The organism is Shinella sp. R2-11, assembly GCF_055330205.1.
Genome location: NZ_JBVAPC010000003.1, coordinates 450009 through 475032, shown reverse-complemented (window position 1 = coordinate 475032; position 25024 = coordinate 450009). Strand labels below are relative to the sequence as shown.

21 protein-coding genes are annotated in these 25024 nt (G+C 66.2%); 16 read left to right on the top strand and 5 right to left on the bottom strand.

All coding sequences use genetic code 11. The features are described from left to right. Positions 1-23: 23 nt before the first annotated feature. On the bottom strand, positions 24-2189 hold the full coding sequence (locus tag ACZ1A1_RS10590; protein ID WP_463619888.1) for a TonB-dependent receptor: 2166 nt from the start codon (positions 2187-2189) through the stop codon (positions 24-26). A 121-nt stretch (positions 2190-2310) separates the two neighbouring features. Further along, on the bottom strand, positions 2311-3315 hold the full coding sequence (locus ACZ1A1_RS10585) for a helix-turn-helix domain-containing protein (RefSeq protein ID WP_313192588.1): 1005 nt from the start codon (positions 3313-3315) through the stop codon (positions 2311-2313). 489 nt (positions 3316-3804) lie between these two features. Here ACZ1A1_RS10585 and ACZ1A1_RS10580 point away from each other — a divergent pair, with 489 nt between their 5' ends. The 5 genes from ACZ1A1_RS10580 to ACZ1A1_RS10560 all read left to right on the top strand — a co-directional run bounded on the left by ACZ1A1_RS10580 (position 3805) and on the right by ACZ1A1_RS10560 (position 10357). Next, positions 3805-4308, top strand: coding sequence for a sigma-70 family RNA polymerase sigma factor (locus ACZ1A1_RS10580; RefSeq protein ID WP_463619887.1), 504 nt, complete (start codon positions 3805-3807; stop codon positions 4306-4308). Between the two features lie 105 nt (positions 4309-4413). Further along, on the top strand, positions 4414-5376 hold the full coding sequence (locus ACZ1A1_RS10575; RefSeq protein WP_463619886.1) for a FecR family protein: 963 nt from the start codon (positions 4414-4416) through the stop codon (positions 5374-5376). A 203-nt stretch (positions 5377-5579) separates the two neighbouring features. Next, positions 5580-7973 carry a TonB-dependent siderophore receptor gene (locus ACZ1A1_RS10570; protein ID WP_463620107.1) on the top strand — a complete coding sequence of 798 codons (2394 nt, stop codon included), beginning with the start codon at positions 5580-5582 and terminating at the stop codon, positions 7971-7973. A gap of 5 nt (positions 7974-7978) precedes the next feature. Next, positions 7979-9232: an MFS transporter gene (locus ACZ1A1_RS10565; RefSeq protein WP_463619885.1), complete on the top strand. Its 1254-nt coding sequence runs from the start codon at positions 7979-7981 to the stop codon at positions 9230-9232. A 30-nt stretch (positions 9233-9262) separates the two neighbouring features. Next, positions 9263-10357 (top strand): DUF2218 domain-containing protein, encoded by a 1095-nt coding sequence (locus ACZ1A1_RS10560; RefSeq protein WP_463619884.1) that lies wholly within the window; start codon positions 9263-9265, stop codon positions 10355-10357. Positions 10358-10371: 14 nt separating this feature from the next. Here ACZ1A1_RS10560 and ACZ1A1_RS10555 read toward each other — a convergent pair whose 3' ends face one another. After that, complete coding sequence (locus tag ACZ1A1_RS10555; protein WP_463619883.1) at positions 10372-11271, bottom strand: LysR family transcriptional regulator; 900 nt, start codon at positions 11269-11271, stop codon at positions 10372-10374. 214 nt (positions 11272-11485) lie between these two features. On the opposite strand from ACZ1A1_RS10555, the gene ACZ1A1_RS10550 reads away from it, so the two are divergent. From ACZ1A1_RS10550 to ACZ1A1_RS10535, 4 genes are read left to right on the top strand one after another with little or no spacing between them, the layout of a single operon-like run. Beyond that, positions 11486-12469 (top strand): ABC transporter substrate-binding protein, encoded by a 984-nt coding sequence (locus ACZ1A1_RS10550; RefSeq protein WP_463619882.1) that lies wholly within the window; start codon positions 11486-11488, stop codon positions 12467-12469. Between the two features lie 19 nt (positions 12470-12488). Beyond that, positions 12489-13493: a FecCD family ABC transporter permease gene (locus ACZ1A1_RS10545; protein WP_463620106.1), complete on the top strand. Its 1005-nt coding sequence runs from the start codon at positions 12489-12491 to the stop codon at positions 13491-13493. Then, entirely contained in the window at positions 13490-14524 is a 1035-nt protein-coding gene (locus tag ACZ1A1_RS10540; RefSeq protein ID WP_463619881.1) for a FecCD family ABC transporter permease, read from the top strand. The genes ACZ1A1_RS10545 and ACZ1A1_RS10540 overlap by 4 nt, the downstream gene beginning before the upstream one ends. A 7-nt stretch (positions 14525-14531) precedes the next feature. Further along, entirely contained in the window at positions 14532-15329 is a 798-nt protein-coding gene (locus tag ACZ1A1_RS10535; RefSeq protein ID WP_463619880.1) for an ABC transporter ATP-binding protein, read from the top strand. Here the strand turns inward: ACZ1A1_RS10535 and ACZ1A1_RS10530 are convergent. Beyond that, a complete protein-coding gene (locus tag ACZ1A1_RS10530) occupies positions 15301-15999 on the bottom strand; it encodes a class I SAM-dependent methyltransferase (RefSeq protein WP_463619879.1) in 699 nt (232 codons plus the stop codon). The genes ACZ1A1_RS10535 and ACZ1A1_RS10530 overlap by 29 nt on opposite strands. A 220-nt stretch (positions 16000-16219) precedes the next feature. On the opposite strand from ACZ1A1_RS10530, the gene ACZ1A1_RS10525 reads away from it, so the two are divergent. The 4 genes from ACZ1A1_RS10525 to grpE all read left to right on the top strand — a co-directional run bounded on the left by ACZ1A1_RS10525 (position 16220) and on the right by grpE (position 20272). After that, complete coding sequence (locus ACZ1A1_RS10525) at positions 16220-18487, top strand: FdhF/YdeP family oxidoreductase (RefSeq protein ID WP_463619878.1); 2268 nt, start codon at positions 16220-16222, stop codon at positions 18485-18487. 79 nt (positions 18488-18566) lie between these two features. After that, positions 18567-18707, top strand: coding sequence for a hypothetical protein (locus ACZ1A1_RS10520; protein ID WP_463619877.1), 141 nt, complete (start codon positions 18567-18569; stop codon positions 18705-18707). Continuing rightward, a complete protein-coding gene (locus ACZ1A1_RS10515; protein ID WP_463619876.1) occupies positions 18704-19705 on the top strand; it encodes a cation diffusion facilitator family transporter in 1002 nt (333 codons plus the stop codon). The genes ACZ1A1_RS10520 and ACZ1A1_RS10515 overlap by 4 nt, the downstream gene beginning before the upstream one ends. 15 nt (positions 19706-19720) lie before the next feature. Beyond that, positions 19721-20272: a nucleotide exchange factor GrpE gene (gene grpE, locus ACZ1A1_RS10510; RefSeq protein ID WP_463619875.1), complete on the top strand. Its 552-nt coding sequence runs from the start codon at positions 19721-19723 to the stop codon at positions 20270-20272. A 60-nt stretch (positions 20273-20332) separates the two neighbouring features. Here the strand turns inward: grpE and ACZ1A1_RS10505 are convergent, their stop codons facing one another. Then, positions 20333-21571: a molybdopterin molybdotransferase MoeA gene (locus tag ACZ1A1_RS10505; protein WP_463619874.1), complete on the bottom strand. Its 1239-nt coding sequence runs from the start codon at positions 21569-21571 to the stop codon at positions 20333-20335. A 280-nt stretch (positions 21572-21851) separates the two neighbouring features. Here ACZ1A1_RS10505 and dnaK point away from each other — a divergent pair, with 280 nt between their 5' ends. The 3 genes from dnaK to ACZ1A1_RS10490 all read left to right on the top strand — a co-directional run bounded on the left by dnaK (position 21852) and on the right by ACZ1A1_RS10490 (position 25018). After that, on the top strand, positions 21852-23732 hold the full coding sequence (dnaK, locus tag ACZ1A1_RS10500; protein ID WP_463619873.1) for a molecular chaperone DnaK: 1881 nt from the start codon (positions 21852-21854) through the stop codon (positions 23730-23732). A gap of 99 nt (positions 23733-23831) precedes the next feature. Beyond that, positions 23832-24734 carry a DnaJ C-terminal domain-containing protein gene (locus tag ACZ1A1_RS10495; RefSeq protein ID WP_463619872.1) on the top strand — a complete coding sequence of 301 codons (903 nt, stop codon included), beginning with the start codon at positions 23832-23834 and terminating at the stop codon, positions 24732-24734. Positions 24735-24736: 2 nt separating this feature from the next. Continuing rightward, positions 24737-25018, top strand: coding sequence for a chaperone modulator CbpM (locus ACZ1A1_RS10490; RefSeq protein ID WP_463619871.1), 282 nt, complete (start codon positions 24737-24739; stop codon positions 25016-25018). Positions 25019-25024: the final 6 nt, after the last annotated feature.

Genomic DNA, 25024 nt, shown 5'->3' with positions numbered 1-25024 from the left:
GCACGAGAATGCTGGGGCGATGCCTACCACTTGATCGTCGCCCCCAGGCCGATGACGCGGCCGCGGCCGATATAGGCGGCCGTCGTTCCCGGCGCGTAGGTGAAGGCGTAGGAGAGCGGGCGCTCGTCGAGCAGGTTTCGTCCGAAGGCGTAGACCTTCAGGTTGTCTTTCTCCCAGCCGAGTTCCGCATTGACGATGTGGTAGGCCGCCATCTTCGCGCTGTTCTGGATGTCCGAATAGCGGGTGCCGACATATTGGTAGTTGGCGCCGACGAAGAATTCGCCGGCAAAGCCGAGCGCATCGGCCTCCGTGCGGTAGGTGACGCCGAGATTGGCGGAAAAGCCGGGCACCTGCGGCACCTTGTTGCCCTCCAGCGCCCCCGCGAGCGCCGATTGCGGCGTGACGTCGACGAGACGGGAATTGATGAGCGCGCCGCCCACCGTGAAATCCAGCCCTTCGGCCACCGTGGCGGTCACGTTCGCTTCCACGCCGTAGCTCTGGAAGGCCTGGTTCGTCATGAAGGGCAGCAAGGTGCCCGGATCGAAGCCCGTGAGCTGGCCGTCCTTCACGTCATTGTAGAAGATCGCGCCGCTGACGCGGATGGCATCGGTCAACTCGGCCTTGGTGCCGATCTCGTAGGTCCATGACGTCGCCGGCAGGAAAGGGGTCGAGGGCAGGCCGAAGCCGGCATAGGCAGTCGTCTTCTCGAAGCCGCCGGAGGAATAGCCGCGCGCCACGGAGGCATAGCTCATGGCGCGGTCGTTCCATTTGTAGGAGAGCGCCATGCGGCCGGTCAGGTAGGTGTCGCTGAAGGCGTTGTCCTGCGCGAAGGCCGGGATGGTGCCGGGAAAGCCGTTGGAGACATAGTTGGCGTCGAGCGTCTGCCTGTCATGGGCAAGGCGCAGGCCACCCGAAAGGGTGAAACGTTCGTCGAGCGGCACCGCCGCGTCGGCGAAGGCCGCGATCGTCTCGCTGTCGATGGCGTTGTCGAAGGTGCCGTTCAGCGTCGGCGAGTAGCTGCCGACATCCTGCACGCGATGGGTCGTGAAGTCCGATTTGAAATAGTTCGCGCCGACGACCCATTGCACGGCCGCGTCTTCATGCGAGTTGAGGCGGACTTCCTGGTTGAAGATGCGCTCGTGGTCGTCGAAGACCACCTTCTGCGCATTGGGATCGTTGAAGAAGGACGGCGGCAGGCCGGTGGCGTTGGAGAAGATGAAGGCGTCGGTGAAGTCGCCGGTATTGTGCAGCTTGATGTCCTGGTAGCTCGTCGTCGCGGTCAGGATGAAGGGTTCGAATTCCTTGGTGACCTTGATCGAGCCGTGCGCGATCTGCTGGCGGTTGACCGGCGTGGTGTCGGCGCCGCTGATCGGGAAGTCGGGCGATTCCAGCAGGAGGAAGGCGGAGTTGTGCCGGGTGTCCCTGGAAAAGCCGCCGGTGATATCGATGGTGAACGAATCGTCTGGCGTGATGCGCAGCGTGCCGCGCGCCGCGCCGAGCTTCGCGCTGCCCTCGTCCTTGCCGGTGATCGGGTTCGGAATGTCGCCATCGAACTTCTGGAAACGCAGCGTCGCGCGGCCGGCAACGAGGTCGTCGATCAGCCAGCCACCCGTCGTGCCCTCGATGAAGGCATGGCCATCGGAACCGATCTCGGTGCTGACGATGGTTTCCTTCGTCCCGTCGGCGGGCTTGCTCACCACATTGATCGCGCCGGCGAAGGCGTTGCGGCCGAAGGTCGTGCCCTGCGGGCCGCGCAGCACCTCGACCTGCTCGACATCGAGGAAGGGGGCGCCGATCGCCGAGAGCGTCGTCGGGACGCCGTCGACGGAAAGGCCGATCACGCTGTCGAGCGAGTTCATCGCCGAGCCGAGCGTCGAGAGACCGCGCATGGTCATGTAGCTTTCGCCGAAGCGCCCGAAATCCATGAAATTCGTGCCCGGCGTCTGGCGGGCGACGTCGCCGACCGGGTCGAGCGAAGAGGGTTTCACGTTTTCCGGGCCGAGGATCGTCGTTGCGACGGGCAGGGAGGCGTCGTCCTGCGGGCGCTTGGTGCCCGTGACGACGACCGCTTCGAGCGTCGTCGTTTCCTCTGCCTCCTGGGCGGCGGCCGGTTCGCCCGCCGCCACCGCGATGCCAAGAGCCGCGAGCGCCGTGGTGGAGATCAGCCGTGCGCGCGAGATGGTGTTCATATGCCTTGCCCCCGAGTCATGATGAGCGTCACAAATAGCGGGTCAGGTATTCTTGAGGATATAACTCGACTTTCGCGCGACGCAGGCAAACATTCGCGAAACGCAATAGTTCGCGGCGCCGTCAGCCCGGCCGCATTCCCGTGGACTGGCGGCGTTCCGAGCGCGGCGGGTGGCCGTAATGCCTGCGATAGGCGGCGCTGAAGGCGGAGGGGCGGGAAAAGCCGACGCGGCGTCCGGCCTCGGCCACCGAAAGCCGGTATTCCTGCAGCAGTATCTTCGCCATCATCAGCCGCTGCTCGCGCACATGGGCGAAGATGGTGCGGCCGAAGACCGCCTTGAAATTGGCCTGCAGGGTGGTGACGTTGATGCCGACGCGCCGGGCGAGCTCCAGCGTGGTCGGTGTGTTGACGAGGTCGCCGTCGAGGATTTCGCGGGCATGGACCACCCGATCGTATTCGCGCCTGCCGAGAAGCGCGACGAGGCGCCGCTCGTCCTTCAGCGCCTGCGCCACCTCGATGACATAGGCGAGCGCGTTGCTTTCGAGGAACAGCCTGCCGAGCTGGCCGCCATAGGGATGTTCGAGGCAGAGCCGCGCGATCTCGCCGATGCGCGGCGAATGGGTGATGGTCGCCGTGCGGAAACCGCCCGTCGTGAGCTCGCGCAATGCGCTGACGCCGTCGTCGTCGATATCTTCCGCGAAGCGTTCGAAGAAGGCGGGCTGGAGCACGAAGCCGGCGGTGCGGAAGTTGCGCCCGCGCTCCAGCGGCGTCGTGTAGCGGATGGGGCGGTCGAAGCCCATGAGATTGACCTGATGGGGGAAGCGAACGAAGCTGCCATAGCCCTCGACCTCGGTCCGCACGGGCTGGCCGGAAAGCATGATGCCGCAGACGAGGGCCGGCTCCATCTCGACCGCGAAGCCCTGGTCGCAGATATAGGTCACGTCGCCGGCACTGAGCATCAGGCCCGGCTGTATCTCATGCGCGAGCAGGCGCCCCGTATAGATCGGCGTGTCCAGAACCTGCGGCGCCACTTCGACCGGTTCGACCCCGAGCGCAAACTCGGCGCCGAGCCGAACGAGATCGTTCGGCGTCATGCCGCCCGGTGGGATCAGGTTTTCCAGGGTCATTCAAACAGGCTCCGCCTCGCGGTGAGACCGGACCATATGTTAACTTGAGTAATTAAGTCAATTTTTATGATCGGAAGGGTAGGCGGCCGGATCGGGAACCTAATTCCCATGCGCGTTGCGAGCCGGCGGACGTTGCAAGGCTGCAACATTGGCCTGAATTCATGATGCCGCAAGGAGAGCTGGAAAAGAGGGCGGGCCGGCTATGTGGCGGAAAAACATGATTTTTGTCGGCAAGTTTACCGTTGGAGCCGAAACGCCCGGTAGCGCTATCGGATGCCTCTTGCCGGATGCGCTTGCGCCCGAATTTCTTTTGCTTCTAAAACACTGGCCAAAGGCATGGCGTTCCCTGCCATGGAAGAGCTCCCGATCGTGCGTATCCTGATTGAACCGTTCCGAATCTCCGTCTTCGCCGTGGTTGTCAACGGCCGGCCCGGCCGCCTGTGCCGGCACTGTTCGTAGGTTCCGATAGCGAAGGCAGGCTGACTGACGATGACCTGGGATATACAAGCTCTTTTCCGGCGCCACGCCAAGGCGATCGCCAGATCCCTCGCCCGCAGGGGAATGGAGGAGGAAACGGCCGCGGATATAACGCAGGATACGTTTCTCCGGGTGATCGCCACCCCGCCGGCGAACGATGCGCAAAATCACAATCCGGCGGCCTATCTGTACCAGGTGTCGCGCACGCTCGGCATCAACCACCGGCGTCGCCAGGCGTTGATCGAGACGGTCGGGCTCGATGACGAGGAGGCGCTGAGCGTTGCCGATCCGTCGCCCTCTCCCGAGAAGATCGTCTATTCGCGGCAATGCCTCGTCCAGACCTATGCGGCGCTCAACGAATTGCCGGAGCGCACGAGGCGGGCATTCGAGATGCACCGTCTCGGCGAGCGGACCCTTGCCGAAGTCGCCGAGGAGCTGGAAATATCGACGACACGGGCATGGACCCTGATCCGCGATGCCTATCGCCATCTGGTGGGCCGCGTCGGCGACTTCTGAATTGTTTTCCGCGGGAGGAAAATTCCGGCCGCTCGTTTGTATTATGGAATAGGGCAGGCGAGATTCGCTGACCGCCGCGGTCACCGCCATGCCGAAGGAACAGGAATGAACGGCACGACGCCAGATCAGGACAGGCTACTGGACGAGGCGATCGACTTGCTCATCCGGCAGCAGAACGATCCTGAAAATCCGGTGGCGGCCGAGATGATCCGCGCCTGGCGCCTGCGCAGCCCGCAGCACGAGCAGGTCTGGGCGCGCGTATCGAAGGTTCACGGCGCGTCCGGCAGGATCCTGAGCGAGGAGCGCCGCAGGGAGCGGCGGCAAAGCCTCGGTCTGACCCGGCGCAACCTCATGCTCGGCGGCTTCACGGTTCTGGGAACCGGACTTGCCGCCTATGCCTTCGGGCCGCAGATCATCCTGCAGGCGCGCGCCGACCACATGACGGCCAAGGGCGAGAAGCGGCGCATCGAGCTGCCGGATGGCAGCGTCGCGACGCTCGGGCCGGAAAGCGCCATCGCCCTCGATTATCGGGAGGACCGCCGGACGGTCGGGCTCCTCGCCGGCATGTCGTTCTTCGAGGTGGCGAGCGATGCCGGCCGGCCCTTCTCGGTTCTCTCGGGCAGCCTGAGCGCGACCGCGCTCGGGACGGCCTTCGACGTATCGGACGATGGCGGGATCCTGACGGTCTCCGTCGATCATGGCCTTGTCGACGTGCGGCTGGCCGATCCGGCCCTCGCAGGCGGCGAAAAGCTCGGCGACGGCCAGTGGCTCACCTTCGATCCGTCCTCCGGCGGAATAGACCGCGGCAGGCGCGAGAGCGGCCAGATCGCCTCGTGGCGCGACAATCTCATCATCGCGGACAAGGAGGCGGTTTCCGCCTTGGTGGCGCGCATCGGCCGGTGGGTGCCGGGGCGCGTTGTCATCGCCGATCCTTCCATCGGCCGGCAGCGCGTCAGCGGCGTTTTCGACCTGAACGACCCGCTGCGCGCCCTTCAGGCCGTCGTGCATCCGGCCGGCGGCCGCGTGCGCCAGGTGAGCTCACTCATGACCGTCATCTCGCCGATCTGACGCCTTTCCAAAAAACTTGAGTGAAAGAGTGAAAATTTCGCTGCCCCGATTGTATCCCCTATAGGGACAGTCAGAACCTCATGCGCACGGCGCCTGTCCCCCAAGTGAAATTCGATCGACGGAGTGGGCAGATCATGGGGTATGGACGTTGCGGCAGCATATCGACAGGGACACGGCGCGGCAGGGTATTGGCCGCCTTGCTGATGACCTCCGCCATGGGCATCGGCCTTGCCGCGACGCATCGTGACGCGGCGGCCCAGACGCAGACCGATTTTTCCATCCCCGCCGGCTCGCTTGGCAACGCGCTGACGGCGTTCGGACGGCAGGCCGGCCTGCAGGTCACCTATCTTGCCTCGACCGCGGCCGGAAAGACGTCGCCCGGCTTTTCCGGTTCCGCGAGCCGAGAGCAGGCTCTCTCCCGCATCCTTGCCGGCTCGGGCCTCGTCTATTCGTTCCCCAATGCGACCACGGTCGCGATTTCCGCGCCGGCGGCGGGCATCGGAGGCGGCGCTGCCGACGGTTCGACGGCCCTCGAACCGATCACGGTTCAGGGAGAGAATGCATGGGGGCCGGTGGATGGCTATGTGGCCAAGCGGAGCGCCACGGGCACCAAGACCGACACCCCTCTCATCCAGACGCCGCAATCCATCAGCATCGTGACGCGGGATCAGGCCGAGGCGCAGGGCGCGCAGAGCCTCGCGCAGGCGCTGCGCTATTCCGCCGGGGTCGCCGCCGAGGTGCGCGGCTCCGCCACCCGCTATGACATTCCCTATATCCGCGGCTTCGGCTCGCCGACGGATCCGGTGCAATTTCTCGATGGCCTGCGCATGCTGCGGGGCGGCGGCTACGCCTTCCCGCAGATCGAGACCTATGGCGTCGAGCGGATCGAGTTCCTGAAGGGGCCGTCCTCCACGCTCTATGGCGGCAGCATGTCCGGCGGCCTGATCAATTCGGTCTCGAAGCGGCCGACCGCCGACCCGCAGCGCGAAGTCGAGCTGCTGTTCGGCAGCCACGACCGCGTGCAGGCCGCCTTCGATTTCTCCGGGCCGATCGATGACGACGGCTCGTTGCTCTACCGCATCGTCGGGCTCGGCCGGATGTCCGATACGCAGGTGATCAACACGGAGGAGGAACGGCACTATATCGCTCCCTCGCTCACCTGGTCGCCGGACGCGGATACGACGCTGACGGTGACCGGCAGCTACCAGCACGACCCGGAGGGCGGCTACTACGGCGTCCTGCCCACCGTCGGCACGCTCTGGGCGAGCCCGGCTGGCCGGATACCGCGCTCCTTCAACGACGGAGACCCGGCGCATCATGAATTCGACCGTGAGCAGACGATGCTTGGCTACAATTTCGAGCATCGCTTCAACGATACATGGACGGTCCGCCACAACCTGCGTTACCTCGATCTCTCCACCGTGACGCAGGACGTCACGACAAGCGGCATGGCGGCCGACGGGCATACGATCAACCGCTACGCTCTCGACCAGGACGAGGGGATCCGCGGCGTCACGTCCGACCTGCAATTGCAGGGCGAGTTCGATACCGGTCGCTTCCAGCACACGGCCCTCTTCGGCTTCGACTATCAATATTCGGACTGGCGCCAGATCCGGGACTATGGCGCGGCGCCTCCCATCGATTTCCTCAATCCGGTCTATGGGTCCGCGACCAATCTCGTGCTGCCCCGCATCACGAACCAGGAGCAGTCCATCCGCCAGTCCGGCTTCTATGTGCAGGACCAGATCGTCCTCGACAACTGGACCATGGTTCTCGGCGGCCGCTACGACGCCATTCGAATGGTGACGGACAATCATCTGAATGGTCAGCGCCAGACGCAGGATGACGGCGCGTTCAGCGGAAAGGCGGGCCTGATCTACAATTTCGACAACGGCGTCGCGCCCTATGCGAGCTATTCCACCTCGTTCCTGCCCGTAAGCGGTACGGATGCGGGCGGGAAAGCCTTCGATCCGTCGAAGGCGGAGCAGTTCGAAGTTGGGGTCAAGTATCAGCCGACGGCCTTCGACGGCCTCTTCACGCTCGCCTATTTCGACATCACCCAGCACGACGTCGTGACCGCGCTCAACCCGATGACGCGATACCAGACCGGCGAGCAGCGCTCGCGCGGTCTCGAATTCGAGGCGAGGGTCGCGGTCACCGACAACATCAACCTGACGGGTGCGTTCACCTACACCAAGGCCGAGATCGTGAAGGGGCTGGGCGTCGATGTCGGCGACTATCCCATCGGCGTCCCCGATATGACCGCGTCCCTGTGGGGCGACTATACGTTCGACAGCGGTGCGCTGGAGGGCCTCAAGATCGGCGGCGGGGTCCGGTATGTCGGCAAGACGGTCGGCGGATATTCCCCGAACGCCTTCACCTCCGGCGCCACGCGCCTCGATGTGCCCGGATATACGGTCTTCGACGCGGCGCTCACCTATGACTTCGGCGCGAAGACGCCGGAGATGAAGGGTCTCACGGCGCAGCTCAATGTCAGCAACCTGTTCGACAGGACCTATGTGACCTGCCTTTCCCACAACTTCTGTAACTATGGCAACGGCCGTGCGGTGTACGGAAGCCTCAAGTACCGCTGGTGATGGCCATGTCTTCGGAACCGGTATCCGGCGACACGGTCGCCCGTCCGCAGCCCGGCACGGCAGACAGGGGGCAGGTCTTCACCCTTGCGGGGCTGAGTGCCCTCTATGTCGGCTTCGGCATGACGATGGGCGTCATCCAGGGCGGTTTTCCCACCGTCATGCGCGCCGCGGGCATGAGCATAGGGTCGGCGGGCTGGCTCTTCGCGCTCTACCTGCCGTTCGGTGTCGCCTTCCTCTGGTCGCCGCTCGTCGACCGGTGGAAGCCGCCCGTGCTCACGCCGCGTATCGGCTGGATCGTGCCGCTGCAGATCCTCGCCGCGCTTGTCGTGGGCGCCGTCGCCTTCATGGAGGGCGCGCCCATCGCCTTGCTCTTCGCGCTCGGCTTTCTTGTCGCCTGTGCCATGGCCACGATGGATATTGCGCTCGACGGGCTGGCGGTCGATCTGGTCGAGCCGTCCTGGCGGCCGAATGCGGCGGCGGCGAAGCTGGCGGCGCTCTCCATCGGCGCGATGATCGGGACCGGCGCCTTCGTGGCGCTGTTCCAGAGCATAGGCTGGCGGCCCATCTTCCTTTGCCTTGCGGCGGGCCTCCTGCTCCTGGCCCTGCCGGTCTTGTCGCTGATCCCGGCGGAGAGAGCGCTTCCGTCACGCGGCGAGGGGGCCGCATCCTCCGGCAAGGCCAGCCTGACAAGGATTCTGGCCGAGCCGCAGCAGCGCAAACGCCTTATCCTGCTGACATTCGCATGCTGCGTGATCTTTCCGCTGTCCGGCCTCAACCGCCTGATGCTCGTCGATCTCGGCCTGCCGGTCGAGACGATCGGCTGGGTCGTCGGCACGATGGGGCCGGTGGCGATGTTCGTCACGGCGCTGGCATCGATGCCGCTCATGCACCGGATGGGGCTTGCCGGAGCGCTGGTCGCCTTCACGGCGCTCGGCCTGCTCGCCCTTGCGGCCATGGCGGCGGGCTTCCGCGCTGTCTCTCCGGCGGCCGCCATCACCGGGACCATCCTTGCCGGCGCGGCCGTCAGCGGCATCTATGTCGCGCTGACCGCCCGGATACTCGGATGGGCGGTCGGCCGGCAGCCGGCGACGGACTATGCCGTCTTCTACGGCATCGGCCGCCTCGCCAGCACGATCGTCATGATCGCGGCCGCGCAGTTCATCGCCCATCTCGGCTGGCTCCTGTTCTACGGGCTGGGCGCGCTCGCGCTGATCGCCGTCTTCGGATTGGTGCGCGGCCCGGTGTCGGAAGAGACGTGATACAACTTCAACCCACTGGATAATGATTTCATGACGCTTCTTATTGCCGAGGCCCGCACCCAGCTTCCCGATGCCGTATCGGTCGTCCGGGATGTCTGCGAGCACTTCCTGGAACACGACGCCCGCATCGCCGTGAATGGGGATACCCATACGGTGACGTTCGATTTCGGCGTCGGGACCTTGCAGGTGCAGTCCGATGCGCTGACGCTTCGTGCCGAGGCTAAGGACATCAACGAACTCTATTTCCTGCGATTGGTCCTTGCGGGCCACATCAAGGAATTCGCCGGGGAGGCGGAGCCCGAGATCGTCTGGAGCGGGGCCGGCAGCGACCTAGTCACCCCGCCGAACTTCCGCCTCGCCCGCGTGACCGCGGTCCGGGACGTGACGCCGCATATGCGCCGCGTCACGTTTTCCGGTGGCGACCTGGCGCGCTATGCGGGCGACGACAACATCCATGTCGGGCTCGTCATCCCGCCGGAAGGCCACGACCCCGTCTGGCCGACCGTCGGCAAGGACGGGCTCATTCAGTGGCATGCCGGGCCGGGCCGTCCCGCGATGCGCCGCTATACGATCCGGCGATACGATGCGGCGGCCGGAACGCTCGATATCGATTTCGTCGTGCATGAGGATACCGGGCCCGGATCGGCCTTTGCGCTGCGCGCGAAGCCCGGCGACATGGTCGGGTTGCTCGGTCCCGGCGGCGGCGGCATGCCGCCTAGAGCCGACTGGTATCTGCTCGTCGGGGACGAGACGGCGCTGCCGGCCATCGCCCGCATCCTCGAGGCGCTTCCACCGCAGGCGCGGGGCATCGCCCTGATCGAGGTCGCGGACAATGCCGAGGAGCAGAGGATCGAGGCCAAGGCCGGCATCACTATCCGCTGGCTGCATCGCAACGGCGCCGAAGCGGGCGCGACCACGCTCCTCGCCGACGCGGTGCGTGAGACCGCCTTTCCCGATGATGGGGCCTCCGTCTTTGCATGGATCGCCTGCGAACTCGACGGTTTCAAGGCGATCCGCGCGCATCTGCGCAAGGAACGTGGATTGAAGAAGACGGAGCACTTCGCCGTCGCCTACTGGCGGAAGGGCAAGACGGACGACGACAAGTTCGATCGCGACGATGGCTGACGCCGGTTCGGCATTCACGGCAATGGAGGATCTCCGCTCGCCCGCCATGTCTGCAGCCATTGCGTGAAACCGGCCGCCCGCCCGTTCGGCGGCGCGCCGGCGATCTCGTAGGCCCCGACGATGGGATCGATCGCCGGGCAGAGCAGGATGAGCTGCCCCTCGCGCAGCTCCCGCTCGATCAGGGCAGGGCTGGCCTGGCCGATGCCGAGGCCGGTCATGCAGGCATCGATGGAGGCTTCGTCGGTGTCGAAGGCGATGCTGCCGCCGCGCGGCTGGAACGGAATGTCGGCCGCCCCGCACCAGCGCCGCCATGACCATGCGTCGGCGGTGTCGAGCAGGATCGGCAGGTCGAGCAGCGCAGCCGGGCTCAATGCCTTCGCCGCGCCGCTGATGAGGAGCGGGGAACAGACGGCGACGGTCCGGTCGAGCAGGAAGGCCGAGGGGAACCGGCTTTCCTCCGAACCCCTGTTATAGCTGATCGTCACGTCGGGAACGTCGCCGGGGCCCAGCGCAAGCGACTGGATGTTGAGATCGACATCGGGGTTTGCCTGGCGATAGGTGCCGAGCCTCGGGATGAGCCACCGCCGCGCCAGCGTGATCGGCGCCTGGATCACGAGCCGCACCCGATCCGGCAGGAGGGCGCGCGTGCCGTTTTCGAGCGTGGCGAGCGCCGCATTCACATGGGTCAGGTATTGCCGGCCGGCATCGGTGAGCGCGATCGCGTTATGCCCGCGATGGAAGAGCTGGACGCCGAGCGCATCCTCCAGCGATTTGACCTGCCGGCTGATCGCCCCCGGCGTCAGGTGCAGCTCGCGCGCTGCCAGCGTCAGGCTACCGGTCCGCGCCGCGATCGAGAAAGCGGGCAGCGTCGCAAGCGGCGGCAATTTGGCCCGGCTGGATTGAGGATTTCTCATGCCCGCGTGAGAATCTTTCGGTTGCAAATAAGTTGACTATATCTATCCACATTCCATCGAAACGACAAGAATGATGCGGGAACCCCGTCTTGAAGACCGATATTCGTGATCGGCGCGGTCGGAATGCACCGGAGTTCCTGCCGGGCCGGGGCATGCATTCTGCGCAACCTGCCGTTTGCCGCTGTCGTCATTGATCACCTTGAGGGAGAGAACCATGTTGTCCACTTTTGCCGTGTCGAGCAGGCGTGCCCTTCTGTCCGGTTTCCTTGCCGCCTGCCTCGTCGCGGACATGAGCGCGGCGCATGCCGGGGACGCAACGCAGAAAGTGACCGACGACCGCGGCGTCGAGGTCGAGATCCCCGCCCATCCGAAGCGCATCGCCTCGATCTCCTTCTTCGCCGACGACGTGGCGCTGGCGCTCGGCATCAAGCCCGTGGCCAGCACCTACATGGTGGCTGGCCGCCCGCCGGAATTCCTGCTCGGTCTCACCGGCGACATGGTGCAGGTCGGCCAGCGGGCGAAGCCGAACCTCGAACTCCTCTCGGAAGCGAAGCCGGACCTCATCGTCGCGATCCGCCGCTACACCGTCGGCAACGCGCCGCAGCTTGAAAAGATCGCCCCCTATGTTGCCTGGAACATGGAACTGCTCGACGGCAGCGACAAGGAAATCGAGGCGCTGGCGAAGATCCTCGGCCAGCCCGAGCACGGCGTCGCGCTGAACAGGGATTTCCGCGCGCATCTCGCCGAGGTCGCGGCCAAGGCGCCGAAGGACAAGCATCCGCGCTACGCCATCATGTGGGGCGGCGAGGTGCCGTTCGCCTTCCACGACGAAAACACCTCCGCCTCCATCGTGAACGCCATCGGCGGCGAGAACATCGCCGGCGCCATGACGCCGGGCGGCGAATTCGGGGTCGATCTCAGCCTCGAAACCATGCTCGAAAAGGACCCGGAAGTCCTCTTCATCTATGACTACGGCCCGGATCGTCCGCACGAGAACAATCCGATCTGGAAGGAGCTCACGGCGGTCAAGAACGACCGGGTCTTCTATGTCGGCGACCAGTGGGTGGAAACCAACGGTCCCATCGCCCGCGAGATCGTCCTGCGTGAGGCGGCCCATTATCTCTATCCGGATGTTTTCCCCAAGGTCGATGTGAAGGCGGAAGCGGCCAGGCTCATCCCGGCCGAACTCCAGAAATAGGCGGTTGGCCGCGACGACGATGGACGCACGGAAATCCTCGATAGCCATCGGCCTTGTCTTCGCCACGACCCTTCTCGTCATCGCCGCCGGGCTGATGCCCGGCGCGCGGATGCTGTCGTTCGACGCGGTCCTGCGGGCGCTCTTCAACCCGGACGGCAAGATCGAATCGATCCTCGTCTGGACTCTCAGGCTGCCACGGAGCCTTGCCGCCGCGACGGCGGGCGCGGGCCTTGCCGTGTCGGGCTATCTCCTCCAGTCCCTGACGCGAAATCCGCTCGCCGATCCCGGCATCACGGGCGTCACCGCCGGCGCCATCGCGCCCATCGTCACCTGCTTCGTCTTCCTGCCCTGGGTTTCCGGGCTTTACTATCCGCTCGTCGGCCTTGTCGGCGGGCTTGCGGCGGCGGCGGTGACGTTCTGGGTGGCGCGGGGCGGCAACGGCCATCCGCTGCATCTGGCGCTCGGCGGCGTCAGCGTCTCGCTCTTTCTCGGCGCCATCACGATCTATGTCCTGCTGTTCGCCGGGCCGCAGTCGACCGCGCTGCTGTTCTGGCTGGCCGGGGGCTTTGCCGGGCGCACATGGATGAACCTGTCGCAGATGCTGCCATGGGTGCTGGTCGGCGTGCTCGGCGCCCTGGTTTGCCATCGGGTCATCGCGATGTTTGCCCTCGACGATCACTCCGCCGCGGCGATGGGCGTGCAGCTCACCGTCTGGAAGCCCGTTCTGCTCCTGCTCGGCGTATGCCCCGTCGCGGGTGTCGCCCCGGTCGCCGGGCCCGTCGCCTTTGTCGGCCTTGCCGCGCCGCATATCGCACGGCTGCTCAGGCCGCGCGGCACGGTCTGGGAGATCGGCCTTGCCGCCGCCATCGGAGCGCTGATCGTGACGGTGGCCGATCTCATCGCACGGACCGTCGCCATCCCGAAGGAACTGCCGGTCGGCATCGTCACCGCGCTCATCGGCGGGCCGCTCTTCGTCTATCTCATCCAGCGCGGCCGGCTCGATTTCAAGGGGCAGGGCACATGAGCACGAACGTCCCCGCCATCGGCAGGCCGAGACGCTGGATCCTGCCCGCGGCCGCAGGACTCGTCCTCCTGTCCTTCGTGGCCGCGATCTTCCTCGGCATCGTCGATCTTCCCGCCCGCGACGTCCTGTCGGCGCTGACGGGCAGCGGCTTCCGGGAGGCGCGCTCCATCGTCCTCGACATCCGCCTGCCGCGCATCGTGACGGGCATCCTGGCCGGAATGCAGTTCGCCCTTGCCGGCCTGCTTCTCCAGACCATCACGCGAAATCCGCTTGCCGACCCCTCGCTCATGGGCGTCTCGCAGGGCGCCACGCTGACGGTGACGCTGTTCCTGCTGTTCACGGTCTACCTCGCCCATCCCGATTCCTATTCGGTCAACGAATTGCCGATCGCCTGGCTTCCGCCCATGGGAATGCTCGGCGGCATGGTCTCGGGCGGTATCATCTATATCCTCGCCTTCCGGCTCGGCCTCAGCCCGCTTCGGATCACGCTCTGCGGCATCGCCATCGGGGCGGTGCTGCATGCCATCGCCATCGGGCTCATCGCGGGCTGGGGCTCGGCGCGCATCGAGATCATTCTCGAATGGCTCTCCGGCAGCCTCTATGCCCGCACCTGGGACCACGCGCTTTTCCTGCTGCCCTTCACGCTCGCGGGCCTTGCGATGCTTCCGCTGATCTACCGGCCGCTTTTCCTGCTGCGGTTCGACGCCGCCGTCGCCCGCTCCTTCGGGCTTTCCTACAGATGGCAGTTCTCCGTCGTCCTGCTCGTCTCCTGCGCCCTTGCCGCAAGCGCCGTCGGCGCGGTTGGCCCCGTCGTCTTCGTCGGGCTGATCGTCCCGCATCTGGCGCGCTTTCTCGCGGGCCGGCATTTCCCGCTTGTGCTGCCGCTCACCATCGTCCTCGGCGCCGTCATCGTCACGCTGGGAGACCTGATCGGCCGGGTGGCCGGCGGTCCGGAAGAAGTGCCGATCGGCGTCGTCACCGCCCTCATGGGCGTTCCTGTCCTGCTCGCGCTTCTGCGCAAGGTTCCGTGAGATCGCCATGCCGCTTACCTGTTCGCAATTGTCGGTTCTCTATGGTCGCCGGAAGGCGCTGAGCGGCTTTTCGCTGTCGATGGAAAAGGGTGAGGTCCGCGCGCTCATCGGCCCGAACGGCTCGGGAAAGAGCACCGCCCTCCAGGCGCTTGCCGGCCTGATCGCGCCATCGCAGGGAAGGGCCGAGATCGAGGGCGTGGCGGTTGCCGCGATGTCGCGGCGCGCCATCGCGAAGAAGCTCGCCTTCCTGCCGCAGCAGCCCGTCGCCCCGGAAGAGATGACGGTCGCCCAGCTCGTGCGCCAGGGCCGCTTTCCCCATGTCGGCCTGTTCCGCTCCTATGGCCGCAAGGACGAGGAGGCGATCGAATGGGCGCTCGAAAGCACCGGCCTTGCGGGCCTTGCCGACCGGACGCTGCAGGAGCTTTCCGGCGGCGAGCGCCAGCGGGCATGGATTTCGGCGGCGCTGGCGCAGGAGGCGGCGATCCTGCTTCTCGACGAGCCGACCTCCTTTCTCGACATCGGCTACCAGGTGGAGGTGCTGGACCTTGTCCATCGCCTCAGCCGCGAGCGCGGCGTGACGATCCTCATGGCGATCCACGACATCAACCAGGCAATCGCCGTCAGCGACCGGATCTCCCTGCTGGAAAAGGGCGAACTGCGCTTCGACGGAGAGCCCGCGCGGCTTGCCGGAAGCGGCCTTGTCGAAAAGACCTTCCGGGTGAAGGGGACGTTCGTCGAGGTCGCCCCCGGCAAGCCGCCCCATTTCGACGTCGAGCTTACGAAGCTGCGCCGGCCGGCTTCTTGACGAGGCGGAAGACGATCTTCGTCTGGGTGTAATAGTCGAGCGCATCGGCGAAGTCCGGTGTCCAGCCGTCCTCAAAGAACGGAATGAAACCGTCATATTCCAGCTTGCGGCCGGAGACCTCGAAGCCGGCCCGGGCGAAGGCCCTGGCATAATCGGTGATCGAGCGGTCCTGCACGACCGTATTGGTGCGCTGGGCGACGAGGTCGCGCCACTTCGGCCAGAGCGGATTGTCGGTATGGCAGCCCGTGACGGCATAATAGACGCCGCCCGGCTTCAGCGCCTTGAAGATATCGGCGGCATGGGCGCCGATGTCCTCGACGAGGTAGATCACCTCATGGCTGATCGCCAGATCGAATTCCTCGACCCAGCCTTCGAGCGTTCCGCCGACGGCATGCTGGACCGGGATATTGCCCTTGAAGGCTTCTGCCTTGGCGACCGACTGCGCCGCGATATCGATGCCGAGCGCCTTGCGGAACGGCCGGATGGCGTAGAGATGACGCAGCAGGCCGCCCTGGTTGCAGCCGAAATCGAGCACGCTCTTCCGGCTGAGGTCCCGCTCCACGATCAGGTCGATGAGATGCCGCCAGATCGGCGCATGACCGTCCGACATCCGGTCTTCCGCATCGGGATCGACATACCAGGTCGTGATGGTCTTGCTGTCCTGGTTCATGGTCGTCTCCGATGCTTCTTTCCGGTGACCGTCTTCTAGAACACTCGGACCGGGGCGGGTAGGGGAAATTGCACCGGTTTCCGGGAAATGACGGGCAGCGCGAGGGCGATGCCGTCGTTGCGGGGGACAGAATGTCCGCGCGAAACTGGACAAATTGTCCATGGATTTCAATGGGATAAAATGATCTAATTGGCTTCTGTCGTATCCGGGAGTATTCGTCATGGCCGAAGGAAAGCCGCAATACAAGAGCTACAACCATCCGGCCGGCGGGTGGGGTGCGGCCGCGGCGACGGCCAAGGTGCTGATGGAGCAGAGCGTCATCACCAAGGGGTCGCGCGCGCTGCTGGCGATGAACCAGCCGGGCGGCTTCAAGTGCCCGAGCTGTGCCTTTCCGGATGCCGATTGCAAGAAGACGCTGGAATTCTGCGAGAACGGCGCCAAGGCGCTCGCCTACGAGGCGACGAAGTTCCGCGTCACGCCGGAATTCTTCGAGAAATACACCGTCACCGAGCTGATGGAACAATCCGACTACTGGCTGGAGATGCAGGGGCGCCTCACCGAGCCGATGCGCTACGAGGCGGCGAGCGACCTCTATGTGCCGTGCAGCTGGGACGAGGCCTTCGCGATGATCGGCCGGCATCTGCGGGCGCTGTCGAGCCCGCACGAGGCGGAATTCTACACCTCCGGGCGCACGCCGAACGAGGCGGCCTTCCTCTATTCGATCTTCGTCCGCGAATTCGGCACCAACAATTTTCCCGACTGCTCGAACATGTGCCACGAGCCGACGAGCCGCGGCCTGCCGCCCGCCATCGGCGTCGGCAAGGGCACGGTCGTGCTGGAGGATTTCGAGCATGCCGAGGCGATCTTCGTCATCGGCCAGAACACCGGCACCAACTCGCCGCGCATGATGACCAACCTGGTCGAGGCCCGCAAGCGCGGTGCGCCGATCGTCGCCGTCAATCCCATGCCGGAGCGGGCGCTCATCCGCTTCACCGAGCCGCAGGACGTCGTGCAGATGGCGACCTTCGGCTCCACGCCCATCGCCAGCGAATTCGTGCATATCAGGATCGGCGGGGACCTTGCCCTCATCAAGGGCATGATGAAGGTGATGTTCGAGCGCGAGGCGGCGGGCGAGACGGTGCTGGACGCCGATTTCATCGCCGGGCACACGGTCGGCGTCGAGGCGATCCGCGCCGACGCGATGGCGCAGGACTGGGCCGAGATCGTGCGCGTCTCCGGCCTCGACGAGGCGCAGATCCGCCGCTGCGCCGAGATCTATATCCGCTCGAAGGCCACCATCATCTGCTACGGCATGGGCCTTACCCAGCACCAGCAGGGCTCGCGTCTCCTTCAGCAGGTGTCGAACCTCCTGCTGCTGCGCGGCAATTACGGCAAGCCCGGCGCGGGCATCGCGCCGATCCGCGGCCATTCCAACGTGCAGGGCGACCGCACCGTCGGCATCGACGAAAAGCCCTCGCAGGCCTATCTCGACCGCGTGCGCGACATCTTCGGCTTCGAGCCGCCGCGCGGTCACGGCCATCACACCGTGGAATCCGTCGAGGCGATGGAGAACGGCACGGCGAAGGTCTTCATCGGCATGGGCGGCAATTTCGTCCGGGCGATCCCGGATACCGACCGCTCCTATGCCGCCATGCGCAAGCTGGCGCTGACGGTGGGCATCGCCACCAAGCTCAATCGCGGCCATCTGGTGCATGGGCGCGATGCGCTGATCCTGCCGGTCGTCGCCCGCTCGGAATGGATCAGGACGAAGGCCGGCGAGCAGTTCGTCACCATCGAGGACGCCATGTCCAACGTCACGGCCTCGCGCGGCGTGCTGACGCCGGCAAGCCCGCAGGTCATGCCGGAAGTCGAGATCGTATGCCGCATGGCTATGGCCGCGCTGCCGGACAGCAAGGTGCCCTGGGCAAGTTATGTCGACAATTACGACCTCATCCGCGACAAGATCGCCCAGGTCTATCCGGAGATCTATGCCGGCTTCTCCGAGCGCATCAGGAACCCGAAGGGCTTCCATCTCGACATACCGCCGCGCCGCCGCGTCTGGCCGACGGAGAACGGCAAGGCGAATTTCCTGCTGATGCCGGGGCTGGAAGTGAACGACGCCGTCGACGATCCCGCCATGCTGCGGCTTGCCACGGTGCGCTCGCACGACCAGTTCAACACGACGATCTACAGCAACAACGACCGTTATCGCGGCGTCTACAACGACCGCATGGTGCTGTTCATGAATGCCGAGGACCTTGCCGCCCGCGGCATCGCCTCCGGCGAGCGGATCACGCTCGAAACCATCAGCAGGGACGGTCTGTCGCGGCGCGTCGATGGCCTGACGGCGCTCGACTATCCGATGCCGCGCGGCGCGGTCGCCGGCTATTATCCAGAGCTCAACCCGCTGCTGCCGCTCGATTACTACGACCGGATCAGCGGCACGCCGGCGGCAAAGTCCATCCCGGTCCGGGTGGTCGCCGGATAGCCGGCGGCCTGAACGCCCATCGAGAGCAGGGCGCTTGCCGGACGGGGACGGAGGCTTGCCGGAAAAGGAGGAAGCGGCAATGTTCTATGGGCTCGATCCGGTAGCGTCGGCGCGCGCGCATTTTGCTTTCCATTCCATCTTTCCAGTCTTTTCCATCAGCCTTGCCAGCGGCCTCGCGGTGCCGGAAAGGCTGGCGAAGCAGGGGAGGAGCCGACCTTGAACGCAGCACTTTCCGATCCGCGCCCGCCGCTGCCGCGCTCCGCCCATTCCTCGGTCCATGCCGCGCTGGCTGGTAATGTGGCGGTGGCCGTCACCAAGCTTGTCGCCGCCGCCGTGACCGGCAGCGCGGCCATGTTCAGCGAGGCCGTGCATTCCGTCGTCGACTGCGGCAATGAGGGCCTGCTGCTCTATGGCTACCGGCGGGCGGCGCGGCGGCCGGATGTGGTCCACCCGCTCGGCTTCGGGCGCGAGCTCTATTTCTGGAGCTTCATCGTCGCGCTGCTCCTCTTCGCGCTCGGCGCGGGCGTTTCCGTCTACCAGGGCATCCGCCATGTGCTGGAGCCGGAGCCTGCCGGCCGGGTCGGCGTCGCCTATGTCGTGCTCGCCCTGTCCTTCCTCTTCGAAGGCGGTTCCTGGCTCGTCGCCTGGCGCAATTTCAAGGCGGTGCGGGGCCCGCTCGGCTTCTGGGCGGCCTTCCGGCAGAGCAAGGACCCGCCGTCCTTCATGGTGCTGTTCGAGGACAGCGCCGCGCTGGTCGGCATCCTGATCGCGGCGGCGGGCCTGTTCTGCGCCGAACTCTTCGACATGCCGCGCCTCGACGGCGTGGCATCGATCCTCATCGGCCTCGTCCTTGCCACCGTCGCGCTCCTGCTCGCCATCGAGAGCAAGAGCCTCCTGATCGGCGAACGCGCCACCCCGGCGCTCGTCGCGTCGATCTGCCGGATCGCGGCGGAAGAGCCGGGCGTCGTCCATGCCAGCAGCGCGCTCACCGCCCAGCTCGCGCCGGATCAGGCGATGGTGGCGCTCAGCATCGAGTTCGACCGCGGCCTCGATACCGCGGCCATCGAGGCATGCGTGGCGGCGATCGAAGCGCGGGTGCGGCAGGCCCATCCGGATGTCGTGGCGCTGTTCGTCAAGCCGCAGGCGCTGGGCCGGTTCGAGGCGGCGCGCCGCCAGCGTTTCGGCGAACCGGCGCCGGATGGCAGCCATCAACGATAGAGCGAGGAGAAGACCATGAGCAGCCCCACCACGCCCGACGGTCCGGAAACGGACGCCTCGCCCACCGAGTCCAGCGCCGAGGCCGTCGTGCGGCTGGAAGCCGAAGTCGCCGATCTCAAGGACCGGTTGCTGCGGGCGCTCGCGGAGACGGAGAACCTGCGCCGCCGCGCCGAGCGGGATGTCGGCGATGCGCGGCAATATGCCGTCGGCAGGTTCGCCGGCGACCTGGTCGGCGTCGCCGACAACCTGGAGCGGGCGCTGGCCAGCGTGCCGGCGGAGGCCGCGCGGGGCTCCGCCGCGCTGAAGACGCTTGCCGACGGGGTCGCGCTGACCGGCAGGGAACTGCTGCAGGTTTTCGAGAAGCACGGCATCCGCCGCATCGAGCCGCTCGGCGAGCGTTTCGATCCGCATCTCCATGAGGCCCTGTTCGAGGCGGCGGATTCCTCCGTGCCGAGCGGGACCGTCAGCACGGTCGTCTCGCCGGGCTATGTCATCGGCTCGCGCCCGCTGCGCGCCGCGAAGGTGGGTGTCGCGCGCGGCGGGCCGGATGGGAAGAAGGGCGATTGAGGTCTTGCGGTGCCGGAGGATCGAGCGAGCTTGATCCCTGGCTGCATAGGAAAGCGCTTCCTACAAATCGAGAACCGGCACGGGTGCGCCTATGGGAAGGGCCGGACTGCCGGCCGGACGCAGCACCAGATACTCCGCATCCGCCAGCGGCAATTGCGCCGAAGCCGACTGGCGCGGCAGGATGGCGATGCCGCCATCGGCGCTTCGATGGCCGAACAGCGCCATGTCGCGGCTGGGGTCCGCCGCTTCGACGGCCGCGCCGAGCGGCCTTTTCCGCCAGTCGAGCGCCGCGTGGAAGGGGCGGCCGGACAGGGCCGAGAGGAGGGGCGCGAGGAAAAGGCGGGCGATGGTCATCGCGGCGGCCGGGTTTCCCGGCAGTCCGAGCACGTGGACGCCGCCGACCCTGCCATACCAGACGGGCTTGCCCGGCTTGATCGATACGCCGGCGAAGAGCGGCACAAGGCCGAGCGAATGCAGCACCGGGCGGGCGAGATCGCGTTCGCCGTTCGACGCGCCGCCGGCTATGACGAGCACGTCGCAATCCTCGATCGCCGCGAGGGTGGCTTTGCGGATCGCGCCGGCAAAATCGGGGCAGAGCATGCCACCGATCGCTTCCGCCCCCCATTGGCGCGCCATGAAGAGAAGCGGCAGGGACAGGCTGTCCGGCACGCGATTGCCGGTTTCGGCGGCAAGACCCGCGGCCACCAGCTCGCTGCCATTCGTGACGACGCGCACCCTGGGGCGGCGATGGACCAGCACGTCGCCGTTGTCCGAAGCCGCCGCCACAAGCAGTTTCGCCGGACTGAGCAGCGTGCCTTGCGGCAGGACGGGCCGGCCCATCTCGAAGCCCGAAGCCTTCAGGCGGATATGGGGCTGCCTTGGAAGCGGGCCGGCGAGGCGGATCGCCGACGATGCCTCCTCGACGAGCTCGAAGGGGATGACGCGTTGCTTGCCCGCCGGCACCGGCGCGCCGGTCGTCACTCGCACGGCGGTGGTTTGATCGGTGAGGGCCGGCGCTTCGCCGCCAGGATAGCTCGCGCCGGCCAGCGTGAAGGTGAGGCAGCCCGCCTGGACCGCGCTTTCCGACACGGCGAAGCCATCCATGGCAGCGACCGTTTCGCGCGGGGAATCGATGCGGGCGAAGAGCGGTTGGGCCAGGACGCGGAAGCCGGCATTGCCGAGGGGAACCTGCTCGGTGCCGAGCGGTTCGGCTTGCGAGCGCAGGATCGCCTGCGCTTCTTCCAGCCCCATCCCGCCTGCGCATGGTGCCGTCGCGCGCCATTTCCCGAGCATCGTCATCCGTCGTCCTCACTGTCTGCCTTGCCATCGCACTTCTGCCGGGCGGATTGCAACAAACGTGCCATGCGGCCGCGGCCGCGAAATCAACGGCTTGCGGCGCGGGACGGCTTCAAAGCCGACAGATTGTCCCCCGAATTGCGGACAGCTTGTCCGCGGCTTCCGGCGGACCTCCCCTTAAATGCTTGAATTTGCCGGGCCTTCGAACTGGCACGGCCATTGCTGTGGAAAGGAAGGAGCGGCGCACGCCGACCGGAAGAGCAACAGCAAGGAGGAGTTCGCAATGGCAAAGGTCATCGGTATCGATCTGGGAACGACCAATTCCTGCGTCGCGGTCATGGAGGGCAAGACGGCGCGTATCGTCGAGAATGCGGAAGGCGCGCGCACGACCCCCTCGATCGTCGCCTTCACCAGCGACGGGGAGCGGCTTGTCGGGCAGCCGGCGCGCCGGCAGGCGGTGACCAATCCGACGAACACGATCTTCGCCGTCAAGCGCCTGATCGGCCGGCGCTATGACGACCCGACCGTCACCAAAGACCAGGGGCTCGTGCCCTACCGAATCGTCAAGGCGGGCAATGGCGATGCCTGGGTCGAGGCGGAGGGCAAGCCCTATTCGCCCTCGCAGATCTCGGCGATGATCCTGCAGAAGATGAAGGAGACGGCGGAGGCCAATCTCGGCGAGGCGGTGACGCAGGCCGTCATCACCGTGCCGGCCTATTTCAACGACGCCCAGCGCCAGGCGACCAAGGATGCCGGCAAGATCGCGGGCCTCGAAGTCCTGCGCATCATCAACGAGCCGACGGCGGCGGCCCTCGCCTACGGCCTTGAAAAGAAGAAGCAGGCCAAGATCGCCGTCTACGACCTCGGCGGCGGCACGTTCGACATTTCCATTCTCGATATCGGCGACGGCGTCTTCGAGGTCAAATCCACCAATGGCGACACCTTCCTCGGCGGCGAGGATTTCGACATGCGGCTGGTTGAGTATATCGCCGACGAGTTCCGGAAGGAGCAGGGGATCGACCTGCGCAAGGACAAGCTCGCCCTCCAGCGGCTGAAGGAGGCGGCGGAAAAGGCGAAGATCGAATTGTCCTCCTCCACCCAGACCGAGGTGAACCTGCCCTTCATCACCGCCGATGCGACCGGGCCGAAGCATCTCCAGGTGAAGATCACCCGCTCGAAGTTCGAAGCGCTGGTCGAGGATCTCGTGCAGCGGACCATCGAACCCTGCCTCAATGCGCTCAAGGATGCCGGCCTCGAGGCCAAGGACGTCGCCGAGGTGGTGCTGGTCGGCGGCATGACGCGCATGCCGAAGATCCAGGAGACCGTGCAAAAGATCTTCGGCAAGGAGCCGCACAAGGGCGTCAATCCCGACGAGGTGGTGGCGGTGGGCGCGGCCATCCAGGCGGGCGTGTTGCAGGGCGACGTCAAGGACGTGCTGCTGCTCGACGTCACGCCGCTTTCTCTCGGCCTCGAAACGCTCGGCGGCGTCTTCACCCGCCTCATCGAGCGCAACACGACGGTGCCGGCGAAGAAGAGCCAAACATTCTCGACCGCCGAGGACAACCAGAGCGCCGTGACGATCCGCGTGTTCCAGGGCGAGCGCGAGATGGCGGCGGACAACAAGATGCTCGGCCAGTTCGACCTGATGGGCATCGCGCCGGCGCCGCGCGGCGTCCCGCAGATCGATGTGACCTTCGACATCGATGCGAACGGCATCGTCAATGTCTCGGCGAAGGACAAGGGCACTGGCAAGGAGCAGCGCATCCAGATCCAGGCCTCTGGCGGCCTTTCCGAGACGGATATCGAGCGCATGGTCAAGGATGCCGAGGCGCATGCGGCCGAGGATGGCAAGCGCAGGGAAGTGGTGGAAGCGCGCAACCACGGTGAGGCCGTGCTGCATGCGGCTGAAAAGGCGCTCGCCGGAGAGGGCGCGGCGGCCGCGCCGGTCGACCGGCAGGCCGTGGAAGCAGCGGCGGCGGCGCTACGCGATGCGCTGGGCGGCGAGGATGCCGCCGCGATCCGCGACAAGGCGGCGGCGCTGGAGGAGAAGGCCGCGATGCTCGCCCAGTCTTCCGCAGCCTCGGGCGCTGCGGCGGCCGCACCGGCCGAAGATGGCGTGGTCGACGCGGATTTCACCGAAATTCCCGATGACGAAAGCAAATGAGGCGGTGCAGAAATCCGGCGGCGCGGCATGGCGCCCCGTTGCCGGATGTCGGGTTGCAGGCTCATATATGTTGCAGTTCAATCCATTCCGGAGCCCGATGTGAGAAATCCCTATGAGGTTCTCGGCGTGCCGTCGACGGCGGCGGCGGCCGAGATACAGAGTGCCTATCGCAAGCTCGCCAAGAAGCTGCACCCGGACCTCAATCCGGGCGACAAGGCGGCGGAGGAGAAGTTCAAGGAGGTCGCCGCCGCCTACGACCTTCTCGGCGATGCCGACAAGCGCAAGCGCTTCGATGCCGGCGAGATCGACGCGTCCGGCGCCGAGCGCCCGCCGCGCCAGGACTATTACCGCAACTATGCCGGCGGGCAGGCGGAGCATCCCTATGCGGATGCCTCGGGCTTTGCCGACTTCATGGATGGCGACGACATCTTCGCCGATCTCCTGCGCCGCGGCCAGAAGGCGCGGGCGAACCGTCGCGGCGAGGATCGGCATTACCATCTGGAGATCGGCTTTGCCGATTCCATCGCCGGGGCGACGAGACGCCTCACCCTGCCGGACGGCGGCACGCTGGACGTTAAGATCCCGCCGGGCCTCGTCAGCGGCCAGACGATCCGCCTCAAGGGCAAGGGCGCGCCGGGCTTCGGCACGGGCGGGCCGGGTGACGCGCTGATCGAGGTGGAGGTGCTGGCCGATCCGCGCTTTTCCCGCGAGGGCGACGACATTACCATCGAGCTGCCCGTTTCCCTGAGCGAGGCGGTGCTCGGCGGGCGCGTGCGCGTTCCGACGGCGACCGGCGCCGTCACCATGACGGTGCCGAAGGGCTCCAACACCGGCACGACGCTGCGGCTGAAGGGCAAGGGCGCGCCGAAGCGCGGCGGCGGCTTCGGCGACCAGTTCGTCAAGCTGAAGGTGGTGCTGCCGAGCCCGCCCGATGCCGAGCTCGAGGCCTTCGTGGCCGGCTGGGCGAAGGGGCAGGCGTTCAATCCGCGTGAGGAGGCCTGATCATGGCGATGAGCAAGGACGAGTTCCTCAAGACCTCCGGCCTGAAGGTGACGGTGCTGGAACTGTGGATCGAGCAGGAATGGCTTCTGCCGGAAAGGACGCCGTCGGGCCTGAGCTTTTCGGAGATCGACGTCGCCCGGGCGCGGCTGATCGGCGAGCTGCAATCGGGCATCGGGGCGAACGAGGCCGGCATCGACGTCATCCTGCATCTCATGGACCAGCTTCACGGCATGCGCCGGGCGCTTGCCGAGCTGCGGCGGGAAATGGGCAAGCCGGGCGCCTGATGGCGA